Below are 14,311 nucleotides of genomic sequence, written 5' to 3'. Positions count from 1 at the left end.
TGGCCGTCGGAGACCCCTCAAAATCTCGGGAGAACTTGTTACACACCGGAAACGTGTGCAGTGGATCGTTGCGTGAGACTGCGGATACTTGCGCCCTGCGGGCCCGATGCGCAACAGGGAGGCTTGACGTCGCACGCGTTACCGAACAGTCTTGCGAACAGCCACGGAAGCGATGAACGCTCGGGGAACGCTCGGCGGCCAGTTGCCCGCATGCTCCGGCGTCCGGGTCGTAGCGTGGCAGGGTGCTCGCCAACGACATCCACCACCTCCACGTCCCCTCCTCCCCGACCGTCTCCGGTGACCCGCGGAACGGTGGCTCGGCCTTCGTCTCGGTGTCCCGCCCGGACCTCGACGCCGACCGCTACCGCACCACCGTCGAGCAGGTGACCGGGTCGGGGCCCACCCGCTGGACCGCCGGTGACCGGGACTCGGCGCCCGTCCTCTCCCCCGACGGCCGGACCCTCGCGTTCCTCCGCGTCGTGGCGGACGAGCACGGCGCCGAGCGGCCCCAGGTCGCCGTCGCACCGGTCGACGGCGGCGAGGCCCGGGTCGTCACGACGCTGCCGCTCGGCGCCGGCGCCCCGTCTGGTCGCCCGATTCGACGCGCATCGCCGTGACCGCCCGCTTCCCGGAGCCCGGCCGCTACGGCTCGGCCGTCCCGGGCGACGACGACCGCCGACCGGCCCCGTCCGCCGAGGCGCCGCGGCTCGTGACCCGGCTCGACTTCCACGTCGACGGCGCCGGGTACCTGCTCGACAAGCTCCAGCAGGTCGTGGTCGTCGACGTCACCGACCGCGATGCCGCCCCGGTGCAGCACGCCCTGACGAGCGCGCCGTGCTCGCTCGCCGCGCCGCGCTGGTACCCGGACGGCAGCGCGCTGCTCGTCGTCGCCCCGCGGGACCTCGGAGACCGGGAGACGCACGACGACGACCTGTACCGCGTCGACGCGACCGACGGTTCGCTCGCACTCGCGATCCGCACGGAGGGGTCGGTCGACCAGACCGTCGTCACGCCCCGTGGCACCGTCTTCTACACGGGGGCGTCGCACGCGGACGGGACGCTCGTCGCGGAGCCGCAGGGGTTGTGGCGCGCCGACCACGGGTCCGACCCGGTGCGGCTCACCGCCCGGGAAACGGTGGACGTCACCGGCACGCCGGTGCTGCACGGCGACGACGTCCTCGTCACCGTGCTCGACCGCGGGACCGTCGGCGTCCGCCGGGTCCCGGGGGACACCACGGCGCCGATCGGGCTCGAGGACCTCGCGGTGGTCCTCGGCGGACGCCTGGTCGTGTCCGGGTTCGACGTCGCGGACGACGTGCTCGTCGCCACTGCCGCCACGACGGACTCCCCCGGCGAGGTCCTCGTCGTCGACCTCGCCACCGGTGCGAGCACGGAGCCGAGCATCCTGACGGACTACGCCGCTCCCCTCCGCGACGACGCGGCCGCCCCGGGCGTCCGCCGCATCGAGGAGGTCACCGGCACCTCCCCCGACGGCACGCCCGTGCACGGCTGGGTGGTGCTGCCCGAGGGCGACGGCCCCCACCCGGTGCTCCGTGTCGTGCACGGCGGCCCGTTCGGCCAGGACACCTGGGCGTTCTTCGACGAGGCGCAGGTGTACGCGAGCGCTGGCTACGCCGTCGTCATCGGGAACCCACGCGGCTCCGGCGGGTACGGGCTCGACCACGGGCGCGCGGTGATCGGCGCGATGGGGACCGTCGACGTCGACGACGTGCTCGCCCTGCTCGACGCGGCGCTCGAGCGGCCGGACCTCGACGGCTCCCGCGTCGGCATCATGGGCGGCTCGTACGGCGGCTTCATGACGAGCTGGGTCGCGGCGCACCACGGCGAGCGGTTCGTCGCGGCGTGGAGCGAGCGCGCGGTCAACGCCTGGGACTCGTTCGCGGGCAGCTCGGACATCGGCTGGTTCTTCGCGGACGCCTACGTCGGCGCCGACCCGGAGGAGCAGCGTCGCCGCAGCCCCCTGACGTACGCCGCGCAGGTGACGATCCCGTTCATGGTCGCGCACTCCGAGGAGGACTGGCGCTGCCCGATCGAGCAGGGCCACCGGCAGTTCGTCGCGCTGAAGCGCGCAGGGGTCGACGCGTCGCTGCTGGTCTTCCCGGGTGAGGGCCACGAGCTCTCTCGCTCGGGGCGTCCGCGGCACCGGCTGCAGCGCTTCGAGCACGTGCTGGCCTGGTGGGCGCAGCACCTGCCCGTCGCGCCGGTCGCCTGACGCTCCTGACGACGGACGGGAGGCCCGTGGCGGATCCGCCACGGGCCTCCCGTGTGTTCACTGGCGTGTCGCGGACGACGTAGCTCGCTACGCGAACGCCTCCACCGGCGGGCAGGCGCACACGAGGTTGCGGTCGCCGTAGGCCTGGTCGATGCGGCGCACCGGCGGCCAGTACTTCCGCGCGCTGATGCCGGGCAGCGGGTAGACGGCCTGCTCGCGGGTGTAGGCGTGCGCCCACTCCCCCGAGATCACCGACGCGGCGGTGTGCGGCGCGTGCACGAGCGGGTTGTCCTCCGCCGGCCACTCACCGCGCTCGACGGCGGCGGCCTCGGCACGGATCGCGAGCATCGCGTCGACGAACCGGTCGAGCTCGGCGAGGTCCTCGCTCTCGGTCGGCTCGACCATGAGCGTCCCCGCGACCGGGAACGACATCGTCGGGGCGTGGAAGCCGTAGTCGACCAGGCGCTTGGCGACGTCGTCGACCGTGATGCCCGTGGTGTCCCGCAGCGGCCGCAGGTCGAGGATGCACTCGTGCGCGACGAGGCCGTCCTGGCCCGTGTAGAGGACCGGGTAGGCGTCACGGAGGCGTGCGGCGATGTAGTTCGCGCCGAGCACGGCGGTCTCGGTCGCTCGGGTGAGCCCCTCGAGCCCCATCATGCGGACGTAGGTCCACGTGATCGGCAGGATGCTCGGGCTGCCGTACGGTGCGGCCGAGACGGGACCGCCGGCGTGCGCGAGCCGGTCGTCGGCGTCCGCCGCGGTGGCGCCCGTCCGTCGGTCGGCCTGCTGCGCCATCGGGTGACCGGGCAGGTACGGCGCGAGGTGCGCCTTCGCCGCGACCGGCCCCACGCCCGGGCCGCCGCCGCCGTGCGGGATGCAGAACGTCTTGTGCAGGTTGAGGTGCGAGACGTCGCCGCCGAAGTCGCCGAACCGGGCGTGCCCGAGCAGCGCGTTGAGGTTCGCGCCGTCGACGTAGACCTGGCCGCCGGCGTCGTGCACCGCGGCGGTGATGTCGGTGATGTCGTGCTCGTAGACACCGTGGGTCGACGGGTACGTGATCATCAGCGCCGCGAGCTGGTCCCCGTGCTGCGCGGTCTTCGCGCGGAGGTCGTCGAGGTCGACGTTGCCGTCCTCGTCGCACGCCACGACGACGACCCGCATGCCCGCGAGGACCGCGGACGCGGCGTTCGTGCCGTGCGCGCTCGACGGGATGAGGCAGACCGTGCGGTCGGTGTCGCCGTTCGCGAGGTGGTAGCCGCGGATCGCGAGGAGGCCCGCGAGCTCGCCCTGGCTGCCGGCGTTCGGCTGCAGGGAGACGGTGTCGTACCCGGTGACCTCCGCGAGCCACGACTCGAGGTCACCGATCATGTCGAGGTACCCGGCGACGTCCTCGGCGGGGGCGAAGGGGTGCACGTTCGCGAACTCCGGCCAGGTCACCGCCGCCATCTCGGTCGCCGCGTTGAGCTTCATCGTGCAGCTGCCGAGCGGGATCATGCCGCGGTCGAGCGCGTAGTCCTTGTCGGAGAGGTGCTTGAGGTACCGCATCATCCGGGTCTCGCTGCGGTGCGCGCTGAAGACCGGGTGGGTGAGGTACTCGCTGCTGCGCAGCAGACCGGCCGGAAGGCCCGTGGCTGCGTCCCGCACGGCGGTCTCCGTCGCGGGGACGGCCTGGTCCACCGCCCCGAACACGACGGCGAGCGCCGTCACGTCGTCCGGCGTGGTCGTCTCGTCGACCGACACCTGGAGGGCGTCGGCGTCGACGAGGTGCAGGAGGTACCCGCGCTCGCGCGCTGCGTCGACGAGCGCCTCGGCACGGCCTGGCGCCCGGAGGGTCAGGGTGTCGAAGTACGACTCGTACACGACCTCGAGGCCGGCACCGCGTGCGGCGTCGGCAAGTGCGGAGGTGGTGCGGGCGACCCGGTCGGCGATGAAGCGGAGCCCCTCGGGCCCGTGGTAGACGGCGTACATCGACGCCATCACGGCGAGGAGCACCTGCGCGGTGCAGATGTTGCTCGTGGCCTTCTCGCGGCGGATGTGCTGCTCGCGGGTCTGGAGGCTGAGCCGGTAGGCCATCTGGCCGTCGGCGTCGAAGGACACCCCGACGAGACGACCGGGCAGCTGCCGTTCGAGTCCGGCGCGGACGGCGAGGTAGCCGGCGTGCGGGCCGCCGAAGCCGAGCGGGACGCCGAAGCGCTGGCTCGTGCCGACGGCGACGTCCGCGCCGAGGTCGCCGGGCGCAGCGAGGAGCGTCATCGCGAGCAGGTCGGCCGCCACGACCGCGATGCCACCGCCTGCGTGGACGCGCTCGATCGTCGACGAGGGGTCGACGACACGGCCGGAGGCGCCCGGGTACTGGACGATGACCCCGAAGGCGCCGTCGAGCTGGTCGTCGGTCGGGCCCTCGGCGGCGTCGAACTCGCGCAGGGCGATGCCGACCGCGTCCGCACGGTGGTCGAGCAGGGCACGGGTCTGAGGCAGGAGGTCGGCGTCGACGAGGAAGGCGTCGCCCTTCACCTTCGAGGCGCGGCGGGCGAGCAGCATGCCCTCGACCACGGCGGTGCCCTCGTCGAGCATGGACGCGCCGGCGGTGGCCATGCCGGTGAGGTCGGACACCATCGTCTGGAAGTTGATGAGCGCCTCGAGGCGGCCCTGCGAGATCTCCGGCTGGTACGGCGTGTAGGCCGTGTACCAGCTCGGGTTCTCGAGCACGTTCCGCTGGATCACCGCGGGTGTGTGGGTGCCGTGGTAGCCGAGACCGATCATGGCGCGGCGGACCGTGTTGCGCGCGGCCTTCGCGCGGAGCTCGGCGAGCGCCTCGGTCTCGCCGACCGCGGCCGGGATGACGGAGTCGGTGACGGGGGCGGCGTGGATCGACTCCGGGATCGCCGTCCGGACGAGGGCGTCGAGCGTCGGCTGGCCGACGACGTCGAGCATGACCTGCTGGTCGGCGCTCGTCGTGCCGATGTGGCGGTCGGCGAAGGACGTCTGCAGGTTCTGCGACGTCCGGGGGTCCTGCTGCGCGTCGCTCATGCGAGGGACGCCCGGTACGCGTCGTGGTCCATGAGGTCCTCGGGGAAGGAGGTGCCGTCGACCTTGATCTTGACGAGCCAGCCGGCGCCGAAGGGGTCGTGGTTGACGGTGTCGGGGGCGTCGACGACGGCGTCGTTGACCTCGACGACCTCGCCCTCGATCGGGGCGAAGAGCTCGCCGACGCTCTTGGTCGACTCGATCTCGCCGATCTGCTCGCCCGCGGTGGTCGCGGTGCCGACGGCCGGGAGTTCGACGAAGACGACGTCACCGAGCTGTTCGGCGGCGTGGTCGGTGATGCCGACGGTCACGGTGTCGCCCTCGACGAGCAGCCACTCGTGGTCGGCGGTGTACTGGAGTGCGGTCTGGTCGGTCACGGTCCTAGCTCGATTCTGATTGACGCAGTGCGGGGCGACGGTAGAAGGGGAACGGGGTCACGGTGCTGGGGATGGCCGTGCCGCGGACGTCGATGTGCAGGAGTTGCCCCTCGGTGGCGAGGTCCGGGTCGACGAACGCCATCGCGACCGGGTGCCCGAGGGTGGGCGAGAGCGCACCGGAGGTCACCGTGCCGACGACCCGGCCCTCGTGCACGACGTCGTAGCCCGCGCGGGGAGCCCGACGGCCCTCGGTGACGAGTCCGATCAGCACGCGGGCGCCCGGTGCGGGCTCCACCCCGGAGTCCCCCACGAACGACCCGGAGGTCGCGACGACCCGACCGAGCCCGGCCTGCGCGGGACGGACGTCGGTGCCGAGCTCGTGCCCGTACAGGGGCATGCCGGCCTCGAGTCGGAGCGTGTCCCGGGCGGCCAGGCCGGCGGGGACGACGCCACGGTCGGCGCCGGTCTCGAGGAGTGCGTCCCAGATCGTCCCGGCGACGGACGGGTCGCTGTAGATCTCGAAGCCGTCCTCGCCCGTGTAACCGGTGCGGGCGACGAGCACCTCGGCACCGTCGAAGAGCGCGTGGAGGACGCGGTAGTAGCGGAGCTCGTCGAGGGGGGTCTCGGGCTGCAGCCGGTCCGCGACGACGAGCGCGTCGAGCGTGCCGGCAGCGGCCGGCCCCTGGATCGCGACCAGCGCGGTCGTGTCCGAGTCGTCCGAGACCACGACGTCGAAGCCCGCGGCGCGCGCGGTCAGGGCGTCGACCGCCACCTGTCGGTTCGACGCGTTCGCCACCACCAGGAAGACGTGCTCCTCGGTCCGGTAGACGACGAGGTCGTCGAGGATGCCGCCGTCCTCGCCGAGGAGCAGGGAGTACTTGGCCCGGCCGACGGTCATCGCCCCGAAGGACCCGGCGAGCGCGTGGTCGAGGAACGCGACCGCGTCGGGCCCGGTCACGCCGACCTCGGCCATGTGCGACAGGTCGAAGACGCCGGCCGCGCTGCGGACCGCGTGGTGCTCGGCGAGGTCGGACGAGTACCGGACGGGCATGCGGTACCCGGCGAAGTCGGTGAAGGTGGCGCCGGCGGCCTCGTGCGCGGCCTCGAGCGGTGATGAACGCATGGCGGAGTTCTCTCGTCCTCGACGACACCCGACGACCGTCGTCGGGTGGGAACTCCCCCTCTGTCATGGGCCTGAGAGTTTCACCGCGGCCCGTGAGGTCCGGCGGCTTTCACCGTGGGCGAGCCGCTGGTCCGACCGGTGGCCGGGAGCGCCTGCTTTTCAGAGTGGCCTGTCCGTCGCGGTGTTGGACCTGAGAGATTGGCGGGGACGTTGCTCCTTCGGTGCCGGACGCCGGTGTCCCGGGGTCCGACGTCTCCCGCGACGGGTGATCGGCCGTGCTTCAGTTGTCGCGGACGAGCATACCGCCGCCGTGTTTCGGGCGGGTGTCGCCGCCCGTTCGACATCTCGGAGAAGCGCCGTCGTAACATCCTCGGGTGGCAGGACAGCGATCGCGCCCCCGCGGGCAGCTCGAGCAGGCGGTGCTCGACGCGCTCTGGTCCGCGTCCGACGGGCTCAGCGCCCGGCAGGTGCTCGACGCGTTCCCCGAGCCGCGGCCGGCGCTCACCACGGTCCTCACGGTCCTCGACCGGCTCGGTCGCAAGGGCCAGGTCGAACGCGAGCAGCACGACGACGCACCGCTGACGTTCCGCGCGACGAACAGCCGCGAGGAGCAGACCGCGTCGCTGATGTCGAACGCGCTCGCCGCCGCGGCCGACCGCGAAGCCGCGCTCCTGCAGTTCACCGGCTCCCTCGCCTCGGACGACCTCGACGTCCTCCGCCGCGCCCTCGACGCTCGCTCCCGGGGCTGACCGGGAGCGCCCGTGGTCGTCGCCGGAGTGGTCCTGATCGTGCTCGCCCTCGCGGTCGTCGTCCTCGCCCCGCGCGTGCTGACCCGCTCCGCGTGGACCATCGACCGTCCCCGCACGGCACTCGTGTCGTGGTCGGTCGCCGTCCTGCTCGGGGTCGCCGGGCTCGTCGCGGGCATCGCGCTCGTCGTCCTGGCGAACCGCCCGCTGACCGATCCCTTCGGCATCGGGACCTCCGCGTCGCACGGGCTGAACGTCGGCGTCGCGGTCGTCGCCGTCCTCGCCTTCGCCGTCGCGGTCCGGGTCCGTCCCGGGCCGGAGCACGACGCCGTGCGCGAGGCGATGCGGTCCGGGGCGGCGCCCCACCGCGAGATCGCGGGCGTCCCGGTCGCGGTGGTCGAGGCCGACCACGCACTGGCGTGCGCGGTCCCCGGTCGCTCCGGCGGCGTGCTCGTGAGCACCGGGCTCGCGGACCAGCTCCGGACGGACGAACTGGAGGCCGTGGTCGCCCACGAGCGCGCACACCTGTCCCAGCACCACGCGGTCGCGGTCGGCATCGCCGAGTCCATCGAACGCGCGGTCCCGTGGGTGCCCGGCGCGCGTGCCATGGCGCGCTCGACGCGCGTGCTCGTCGAGTTCGCGGCGGACGACGCCGCCGCCAGGCGGCTCGGCCGCGACGCGGTCCGTCGAGCCGTGCTCGTGGCGGACGGGACGAGCGCGCTCGGGGTGATCCGGGCCTCCAGGCTGGAGCGTTAGGGTGGGCGGACCGTGAAGCCACTGACCGAAGCAGACATCCGCTCGTCGTTCGTCAACGCCACCCCCGAGGAACTCGAGCAGCTCCCGATCCCGGGGCTGCACGAGATGCTGTGGGACGAGCGCGAGTTCCTCGGCTGGCGCGACCCGCAGGCCGCACGACGGGGCTACATCGTCTCGTGGATCGACGACCGGCCCGTCGGCATCGTCGTCCGCTCGGCCGGTGGGTCGCTCCGGCCCGGCATCGCCGCGATGTGCTCCTTCTGCCACTCGCCGCAGCCCGCGACGCAGGTGCGCCTCTTCTCGGCCGCGCGCGCCGGCGAGTCGGGCCGCAACGGCAACACGATCGGCTCCTACATCTGCGAAGACCTCGGGTGCTCGATGCTCATCCGCACCGCACCGCCGCACCTCAACCCGCCGGCGACGATCGCGATGCGCGGTGAGGCGCTGCTCCGACGCGTCCGCAGCTTCACGGAGGACGTGTCGAAGACCGCGTAGCCGGCACAGCGCTGGGCTGCGCCGACCACGCGGCGGACTCATTGCTGGATGAACTCCAGGATGTCCTGGTTCAGGACGTCGGCGTGCGTGGTGAGCAGGCCGTGCGGGTACCCCTCGTAGATCTTCAGCGTCGCGTCCTGCAGCAGCTCGGCCTGCTTGATCGAAGCACCCCGGTACGGCACGACCTGGTCGTCGTCGCCCTGCAGGACGAGGACGGGCACGGTGATCGCGCGGAGGTCCTCGGTCTGGTCGGTCTCCGAGAACGCCGTGATGCCCTCGAGGTGTGCGAGCGCGCTGCCCGTCATGCCCTGTCGCCACCAGTTGGCCACGACCGGCTCGGACAGGGTGGCGCCGGGGCGGTTGTAGCCGTAGAAGGGGCCGGACGCCACGGCCTGGAAGAACTCCGCCCGGTTCGCGGCGAGGGCCTCGCGGAAGCCGTCGAAGACCGAGATGTCCGTGCCCTCGGGGTTCTCGTCGGTCTTGAGCATGAGCGGCGGCACCGCGGCGACCAGCACTGCCTTCGCCACGCGTCCCTGGGGCTCGCCGTACCGCGCGACGTACCGCGCGACCTGCCCGCCACCCGTGGAGTGACCGACGTGGACCGCGTCGTGCAGGTCGAGGTGCTCGACGACCGCGGAGACGTCGCTGGCGTAGTGGTCCATGTCGTGGCCGGTGTCGATCTGGGAGGAACGACCGTGCCCGCGGCGGTCGCTGGCCACCACGCGGAAACCCTGGGCGAGGAAGAACAGCATCTGCGCGTCCCAGTCGTCGGACGACAGCGGCCATCCGTGGTGGAACACGATCGGCTGGGCGTCGTGGCCGCCCCAGTCCTTGTAGTAGATCTCCGCGCCGTCGTCGGTGGTGATGAAGGGCATGTGCGTCTCCGCTCTCTGTTCGGTCGGTCGGTGGTGGTCTCGGGGTCGTCGAGGGGGTCAGCCGAGCTGCGCGATCGCGTCGGTGATGACCTCGGTGACCTCGGCGGGGTGGGAGTGCATCACGAGGTGCGGCGCGTCGAGCTCGGTCACCGAGCGGAGGCCGGCGCGCTCGTACCCGAACCGCTCGACGTCCGGGTTGATGGTGTGGTCCGCGGCGGAGACGATCCCCCAGCCGGGCTTCGTCCGCCAGGCCGCCACCGATGCCGGCTCGCCGAAGGCCACCGCGGAGAGCGGTCGCTGCGACACGGCGAGGACCTCGGCGGTCGACATGTCGACACCGGCCGCGAACACGTCCGGGAAGGACTCCACCACGACCGACACGTCGGTCCCGTCCTCGGCGCCGGGGACCGGGTACGGCGCGTACACGAGGTTCTGCGCGAGGTCGGAGTCGGGGAAGCCGCCCTGCAACTGCGCCAGGCTCTCGCCCTCCTCGAGCGCGTAGCCCGCGACGTAGACGAGGCCGACGACGTTCTCGGCCACGCCGGCGACGGTGATCACCGCGCCGCCGTAGCTGTGGCCGACGAGGAGCACGGGGCCGTCGATCTGTTCGACGAGCGCACGGATGACCGCGGCGTCACCGGACAGGCTCCGGTTCGGCACGGCGGGGACCCGGACGGTGAAGCCCCGGTCCAGCAGGAGCCGGGTGACCGGGGCGAAGCTGGCGGAGTCGGCGAACGCTCCGTGGACGAGCACGATGGTGGGCGATGTCATGGCGCTTCCTCTCGACGGTGGGGTCGAGCGTCACGCTAGGACCCGGCCGCCGGGCTGTCGTGACCCTGCGAGTACACGGATCGCGGTCCGCCGGGTCCGGTTCCCCGGTACCGGGACAGCCGGCTCCCGCTCGTCGGTGTCGCCACGGCGCCGTCCGGGACGCTGACCCGTCCCTCCCGCAGGCCGGCCGCGAGCTCGGCGAGCGCACGCTCCCCCACGCTGCCGGGGGTGCCGTAGCAGATGAGCGTGTACAGCCCGGGGTGCGCCTCGAGCACCTGCCACCGGAGGTCGACCCAGCCGTACCCGTCGAAGTGGTTCGGCGCCCGGCCCGACGTCAACGGGTGCGCCTCGTGCCGCTGCCACAGGTCCGCGAAGTCCTCGTCCTCGAGGAGCAGCGCCACGACCTCCTGCCACCGTGCGTCGGCCGGGCTGCCGTGGTAGCGGAGCCGCGAGACCGTGGTGCGCGCTCCCTCCTGCCAGGACGGTGCCGCGCGGAGCTCGGGCGGTGCTTCGAACTGCATGAGGCCGACGTTGTTCCCGACCTCCACGTACCCCGGGGCGACCGCGCGCATCAGGTCGTTGCTGACCAGGACGTCCTGGTTGCGGTCGATGATGTACGCGGCGGTGTGGTCCCAGAGGGTGATCAGCTCGACCAGCTCCGGTGACGGCCCCTCGTCCTGGTGCAGCTCGTACGTGACCTCCGACCCTGCCGTCGCCAGCCGGTGCAGGTACGCCGCACCGGCACGGTCGAGCCGGAGTGCCCGAGCGATCGACGCACACACCTGGAGCGACATCCGGTGCCCGCTCCCCTGTTCCACCCGCCGGTAGTACTCGACGCTGATCCCCGCGAGCCGAGCCACCTCCTCACGCCGGAGCCCGGTGACGCGTCGCCGTGGGTCGACGGGCAGACCGACCTCCTCCGGGCGCAGTGCTGCGCGGCGGGCGCGGAGGAAGCTCGCCAGGGCACTGCGTTCGGGCGGTCGGACGATCTCCACGGAGCGATTCTCGTGTTCCGGGGCAGGTCGCGCGACCCCGATCGTCGGAACCCCGCTCCGCGCACCGTCGGTGGTCGTCGGTACCGTGAGGGCATGTCGTCGCGCTTCGCTGCCGCCCGCTGGGCCGTCGTCTCCGAGCAGGGCGACGGGCGCTGGCGACTCGGTGTCCACGACGAGGCCGACGACGAGCTCGGCACCATCGGGCTCGGGGTCGAGGGCTCGTGGGAACCCGACGTCGAACCGCACGTGCGCTTCGTCCTCGTGCAGCTCGGGCTGGAGCTCGCCGGAGCCCACCCCTGGCACGACGACGAGCTCGGCCACCACCGGGCACCGGTGCTGCCGCTCGCCTGAGCGCACCGGTGGGCACCGGTGCTGCGGCTCGTCTCAGCGCACCGGCGGGCACCGGTGCTGCCGCCGACTCCGCGCTCCCGCGCCGAGGTGCCGGGCTCCGTCATCCCTCCCGGTGGCCGCTCCACCCCTCCTGGGGCGACCGCTCCGGCCCCGCTTCCGTCGACCGATCCGTCGGCCGCGCCGTGGGCCGCGCCGTCGACCGCTCGGTCGCCGCGACGAAGTTCCGCAGGATCTCCCGGTCGTCGTCGGCCCGGGCGGCCCAGAACAGCTCGCTGCGGTGGTCGCTCCCGTCCAGCGGGAGGAGCGCCACGGTGTCCGGTGCCGCGAGGGCCGCGCTCTCCGGCACCACCGTCACGCCGAGCCCGGCGCCGACGAGGTGCAGCACGGTCGCCCAGGTGGTCGCCTCCTGCACGACCCGGGGCCGCCGTCCGCCGGAGGTCACCGGCGCGAGGTTGCGCTCCGTCGCCAGCGCCCCCGCCTCCGCCGGGAAGAACACGAACGGGTCGTCGACGAGTTCGGGACCCTCGACACTCGTCCGGGTCGCGAACCGGTGCGCGGTCGGCACGGCCGCGACGAACCGCTCGCTCCGGAACGGCAGCAGCCGCACCCCCGGTTCCGGGTCCGGGTCCCGCACCACCGCGAGGTCGAGCTCTCCACGCAGGATCCGCGCCACGAGGTGCGACGTGTAGCCCTCGGTCAGCTCGACGCGGACGAGCGGGTAGCGCTCCCGGAACGCCTGCACGCGCTCGATCGGTCCGAGGGGCAGGGCGGACACCACGAACCCGACGTCGAGCCGGCCTGCCTCACCCCGGCCGACGCGGACGGTCTCGTCGAGGTCGCGCGCGGCCTGGTCGAGGAGCGATCGAGCCCGACCCTGCAGCACCCGGCCCGCGGCGGTCAGGGCCACGCTCCGGGAGGTCCGGACGAACAGGTCGACGCCGAGGTCACGCTCGGTCCGACGGATCTGCTGCGAGAGCGCCGGCTGCGCCATGTGCAGCGTCGCCGCGGCACGGCCGAAGTGCAGCTCGTCGGCGACCGCGAGGAAGGCCCGGAGCTGTCGGAGGTCCACATCCATGCATGCAGCGTAGCGATCGCACAGAACGAGTATTGGACGACACCTGACCGGCCGATCGATCATGGATGCATGCCCGACACCACGCCCACCGCCACCGTCTCCATCAGCGACCTCGCCACCCCCGCCGACGCCGAGGCCTTCCGGACGCTCAACGAAGCGTGGATCACCCGGTTCTTCACCCTCGAGGACGAGGACCGCCGGTACCTCGGCGACCCGGTCGGACGTGTGGTCGAGCCCGGCGGCGCGGTACTCGTCGCCCGGTTGACCGACGGCGACGAGACCGTCGTCATCGGGTGCGTCGGCCTGGCCCCGACCGCTCCCGGCGAGTTCGAACTCGTGAAGATGGCCGTCTCCCCGGAGCACCAGGGGCACGGGACCGGTCGGCGCCTCATCGCGGCCGCACTCGAACGGGCGCGTGCGCTCGGCGCCACCCGGGTCGTCCTCGAGAGCAACGCGCAACTCGCCAGCGCGGTGCACCTGTACGAGGCCTTCGGCTTCCGGCACCTGGAGCCCCACGAGGTCGCACCGAGTCCGTACGCCCGCGCGGACGTGCACATGCGGCTCGACCTCGGCTGAGCCCGGCCGCCGAGCGCCGCCATCGGCGCTCGGTCCGCGCGGGTCGGTGCCCACGCTCGTGTCCGCCTCGGGGGACGAACCGATCGTCCACCTGACCGATGCTCGCTCCTGGTCGATAGCGTCGGTCGAGATGCGCATCCACGAGCGGACCGACGCCGACCAGGACGCCCTGGTCGAGGTCCTCTGGCGCGCCCACGTCTTCGGTTGGCCGAGCACCTGGCCGGCCGACCCGGCGGCATGGCTCACCCCGACCGGGCTCCGGGCGGCATGGGTCGCGATCGAGGACGACCGCGTCGTCGGACACGTCGGCATCACGGTGCCGTCACCCGGCCGGATGCCCGAAGTCACCCGCTTGTTCGTCGATCCCGACCACCGCGGCAGGGGCGTCGCGGACGCACTGCTCGACGCCGCCGAGCAGTCGCTGCCCGGCGGCCACGTCCGCCTCGACGTCACGGAGGACACCCCGGCCGCCTGGCGCCTCTACGAGCGGCGCGGTTGGTGCCTCACCGGGCGCGGACCCGCGGGCTGGTGCCGTCCGGACGGCGAGGTTCCGACCCTGCGCTTCTACGCCAAGCGCGTCGACTGACCCGGGCGCACACCCCGCGCGCACGGCACGCACACACCCCGCGCACGCGACCCGAGCGCGCCGCCTGCCCGTACCCCGCCCGACCGGTACGCTCGCGGCATGGCGACGTACCAGGTGCAGGCCGTCCGCGAGCGCGGCGCGTGGCAGGTGTTCATCGACGGGCTCCTCGTGACCGAGGTGACCCGCTGGCCCGCCGTCGGCTTCGTGGCACGGGAGTTCCTCGCGATGGACCGCGACGACGAGCTCCAGATCCGGGTCGTCGGTCGCAACCAGTACATCGACGCCGACCCCGGCGACGCCTGACCGACCCCGCTCACACTCCCGA

General features: G+C 73.0%; 16 protein-coding genes and 1 riboswitch. Of the genes, 9 read left to right on the top strand and 7 right to left on the bottom strand.

Annotated features, from left to right (window positions below; genetic code table 11):
- The first annotated feature begins 242 nt into the window (after positions 1 to 242).
- On the top strand, positions 243 to 617 hold the full coding sequence (locus IEY20_RS17080; protein WP_204620473.1) for a TolB-like translocation protein: 375 nt from the start codon (positions 243 to 245) through the stop codon (positions 615 to 617).
- The gene (locus IEY20_RS07765) at positions 614 to 2,233 is read left to right on the top strand and encodes an alpha/beta hydrolase family protein (protein ID WP_204620472.1); all 1,620 of its coding nucleotides are present in this window, start codon (positions 614 to 616) and stop codon (positions 2,231 to 2,233) included. The genes IEY20_RS17080 and IEY20_RS07765 overlap by 4 nt, the downstream gene beginning before the upstream one ends.
- Before the next feature lie 87 nt (positions 2,234 to 2,320).
- On the opposite strand, the gene gcvP is transcribed toward IEY20_RS07765, so the two are convergent.
- From gcvP to gcvT, 3 genes are read right to left on the bottom strand one after another with little or no spacing between them, the layout of a single operon-like run.
- On the bottom strand, positions 2,321 to 5,263 hold the full coding sequence (gcvP, locus tag IEY20_RS07760) for an aminomethyl-transferring glycine dehydrogenase (protein WP_229727942.1): 2,943 nt from the start codon (positions 5,261 to 5,263) through the stop codon (positions 2,321 to 2,323).
- On the bottom strand, positions 5,260 to 5,637 hold the full coding sequence (gene gcvH / locus IEY20_RS07755; RefSeq protein ID WP_175328529.1) for a glycine cleavage system protein GcvH: 378 nt from the start codon (positions 5,635 to 5,637) through the stop codon (positions 5,260 to 5,262). The genes gcvP and gcvH overlap by 4 nt, the downstream gene beginning before the upstream one ends.
- Positions 5,638 to 5,641: 4 nt before the next feature.
- Positions 5,642 to 6,760, bottom strand: coding sequence for a glycine cleavage system aminomethyltransferase GcvT (gcvT, locus tag IEY20_RS07750; protein ID WP_175328528.1), 1,119 nt, complete (start codon positions 6,758 to 6,760; stop codon positions 5,642 to 5,644).
- A gap of 169 nt (positions 6,761 to 6,929) precedes the next feature.
- A riboswitch (glycine riboswitch) is annotated at positions 6,930 to 7,029 on the bottom strand.
- A gap of 105 nt (positions 7,030 to 7,134) precedes the next feature.
- Between gcvT and IEY20_RS07745 the strand changes: the two genes are divergently transcribed.
- From IEY20_RS07745 to IEY20_RS07735, 3 genes are read left to right on the top strand one after another with little or no spacing between them, the layout of a single operon-like run.
- Entirely contained in the window at positions 7,135 to 7,509 is a 375-nt protein-coding gene (locus tag IEY20_RS07745) for a BlaI/MecI/CopY family transcriptional regulator (protein ID WP_022904768.1), read from the top strand.
- 12 nt (positions 7,510 to 7,521) lie between these two features.
- Positions 7,522 to 8,262: a M56 family metallopeptidase gene (locus tag IEY20_RS07740; protein WP_175328527.1), complete on the top strand. Its 741-nt coding sequence runs from the start codon at positions 7,522 to 7,524 to the stop codon at positions 8,260 to 8,262.
- Between the two features lie 12 nt (positions 8,263 to 8,274).
- On the top strand, positions 8,275 to 8,757 hold the full coding sequence (locus IEY20_RS07735; RefSeq protein WP_022904899.1) for an FBP domain-containing protein: 483 nt from the start codon (positions 8,275 to 8,277) through the stop codon (positions 8,755 to 8,757).
- Between the two features lie 38 nt (positions 8,758 to 8,795).
- Here IEY20_RS07735 and IEY20_RS07730 read toward each other — a convergent pair whose 3' ends face one another.
- From IEY20_RS07730 to IEY20_RS07720, 3 genes are read right to left on the bottom strand one after another with little or no spacing between them, the layout of a single operon-like run.
- Positions 8,796 to 9,632 carry an alpha/beta fold hydrolase gene (locus tag IEY20_RS07730; RefSeq protein WP_175328526.1) on the bottom strand — a complete coding sequence of 279 codons (837 nt, stop codon included), beginning with the start codon at positions 9,630 to 9,632 and terminating at the stop codon, positions 8,796 to 8,798.
- Between the two features lie 57 nt (positions 9,633 to 9,689).
- On the bottom strand, positions 9,690 to 10,403 hold the full coding sequence (locus tag IEY20_RS07725) for an alpha/beta fold hydrolase (RefSeq protein WP_175328525.1): 714 nt from the start codon (positions 10,401 to 10,403) through the stop codon (positions 9,690 to 9,692).
- A 35-nt stretch (positions 10,404 to 10,438) separates the two neighbouring features.
- On the bottom strand, positions 10,439 to 11,398 hold the full coding sequence (locus IEY20_RS07720; RefSeq protein WP_175328524.1) for a helix-turn-helix transcriptional regulator: 960 nt from the start codon (positions 11,396 to 11,398) through the stop codon (positions 10,439 to 10,441).
- A gap of 93 nt (positions 11,399 to 11,491) precedes the next feature.
- Here IEY20_RS07720 and IEY20_RS07715 point away from each other — a divergent pair, with 93 nt between their 5' ends.
- The gene (locus IEY20_RS07715) at positions 11,492 to 11,749 is read left to right on the top strand and encodes a hypothetical protein (RefSeq protein WP_175328523.1); all 258 of its coding nucleotides are present in this window, start codon (positions 11,492 to 11,494) and stop codon (positions 11,747 to 11,749) included.
- Positions 11,750 to 11,849: 100 nt separating this feature from the next.
- Here the strand turns inward: IEY20_RS07715 and IEY20_RS07710 are convergent, their stop codons facing one another.
- A complete protein-coding gene (locus tag IEY20_RS07710; RefSeq protein ID WP_175328522.1) occupies positions 11,850 to 12,824 on the bottom strand; it encodes a LysR substrate-binding domain-containing protein in 975 nt (324 codons plus the stop codon).
- A 69-nt stretch (positions 12,825 to 12,893) separates the two neighbouring features.
- Here IEY20_RS07710 and IEY20_RS07705 point away from each other — a divergent pair, with 69 nt between their 5' ends.
- The 3 genes from IEY20_RS07705 to IEY20_RS07695 all read left to right on the top strand — a co-directional run bounded on the left by IEY20_RS07705 (position 12,894) and on the right by IEY20_RS07695 (position 14,289).
- The gene (locus IEY20_RS07705; protein WP_175328521.1) at positions 12,894 to 13,400 is read left to right on the top strand and encodes a GNAT family N-acetyltransferase; all 507 of its coding nucleotides are present in this window, start codon (positions 12,894 to 12,896) and stop codon (positions 13,398 to 13,400) included.
- A gap of 130 nt (positions 13,401 to 13,530) precedes the next feature.
- Positions 13,531 to 13,986: a GNAT family N-acetyltransferase gene (locus tag IEY20_RS07700; protein ID WP_083882197.1), complete on the top strand. Its 456-nt coding sequence runs from the start codon at positions 13,531 to 13,533 to the stop codon at positions 13,984 to 13,986.
- Positions 13,987 to 14,085: 99 nt separating this feature from the next.
- The gene (locus tag IEY20_RS07695; RefSeq protein ID WP_022904907.1) at positions 14,086 to 14,289 is read left to right on the top strand and encodes a hypothetical protein; all 204 of its coding nucleotides are present in this window, start codon (positions 14,086 to 14,088) and stop codon (positions 14,287 to 14,289) included.
- Positions 14,290 to 14,311 lie beyond the last annotated feature (22 nt).

Origin of the sequence: Curtobacterium luteum, assembly GCF_014646995.1 — a bacterium.
GTDB lineage: Bacteria > Actinomycetota > Actinomycetes > Actinomycetales > Microbacteriaceae > Curtobacterium > Curtobacterium luteum.
This window is presented reverse-complemented; position numbering and strand designations above follow the sequence as displayed.

What these genes read in the sequence shown, in the direction of transcription:
- gcvP (WP_229727942.1), bottom strand. Translation starts at nt 5,263, where the DNA reads ATGAGCGACGCGCAGCAGGACCCCCGGACGTCGCAGAACCTGCAGACG.
- gcvT (WP_175328528.1), bottom strand. Translation starts at nt 6,760, where the DNA reads ATGCGTTCATCACCGCTCGAGGCCGCGCACGAGGCCGCCGGCGCCACC.
- IEY20_RS07730 (WP_175328526.1), bottom strand. Translation starts at nt 9,632, where the DNA reads ATGCCCTTCATCACCACCGACGACGGCGCGGAGATCTACTACAAGGAC.
- IEY20_RS07725 (WP_175328525.1), bottom strand. Translation starts at nt 10,403, where the DNA reads ATGACATCGCCCACCATCGTGCTCGTCCACGGAGCGTTCGCCGACTCC.
- IEY20_RS07715 (WP_175328523.1), top strand. Translation starts at nt 11,492, where the DNA reads ATGTCGTCGCGCTTCGCTGCCGCCCGCTGGGCCGTCGTCTCCGAGCAG.
- IEY20_RS07710 (WP_175328522.1), bottom strand. Translation starts at nt 12,824, where the DNA reads ATGGATGTGGACCTCCGACAGCTCCGGGCCTTCCTCGCGGTCGCCGAC.
- IEY20_RS07705 (WP_175328521.1), top strand. Translation starts at nt 12,894, where the DNA reads ATGCCCGACACCACGCCCACCGCCACCGTCTCCATCAGCGACCTCGCC.
- IEY20_RS07700 (WP_083882197.1), top strand. Translation starts at nt 13,531, where the DNA reads ATGCGCATCCACGAGCGGACCGACGCCGACCAGGACGCCCTGGTCGAG.
- IEY20_RS07695 (WP_022904907.1), top strand. Translation starts at nt 14,086, where the DNA reads ATGGCGACGTACCAGGTGCAGGCCGTCCGCGAGCGCGGCGCGTGGCAG.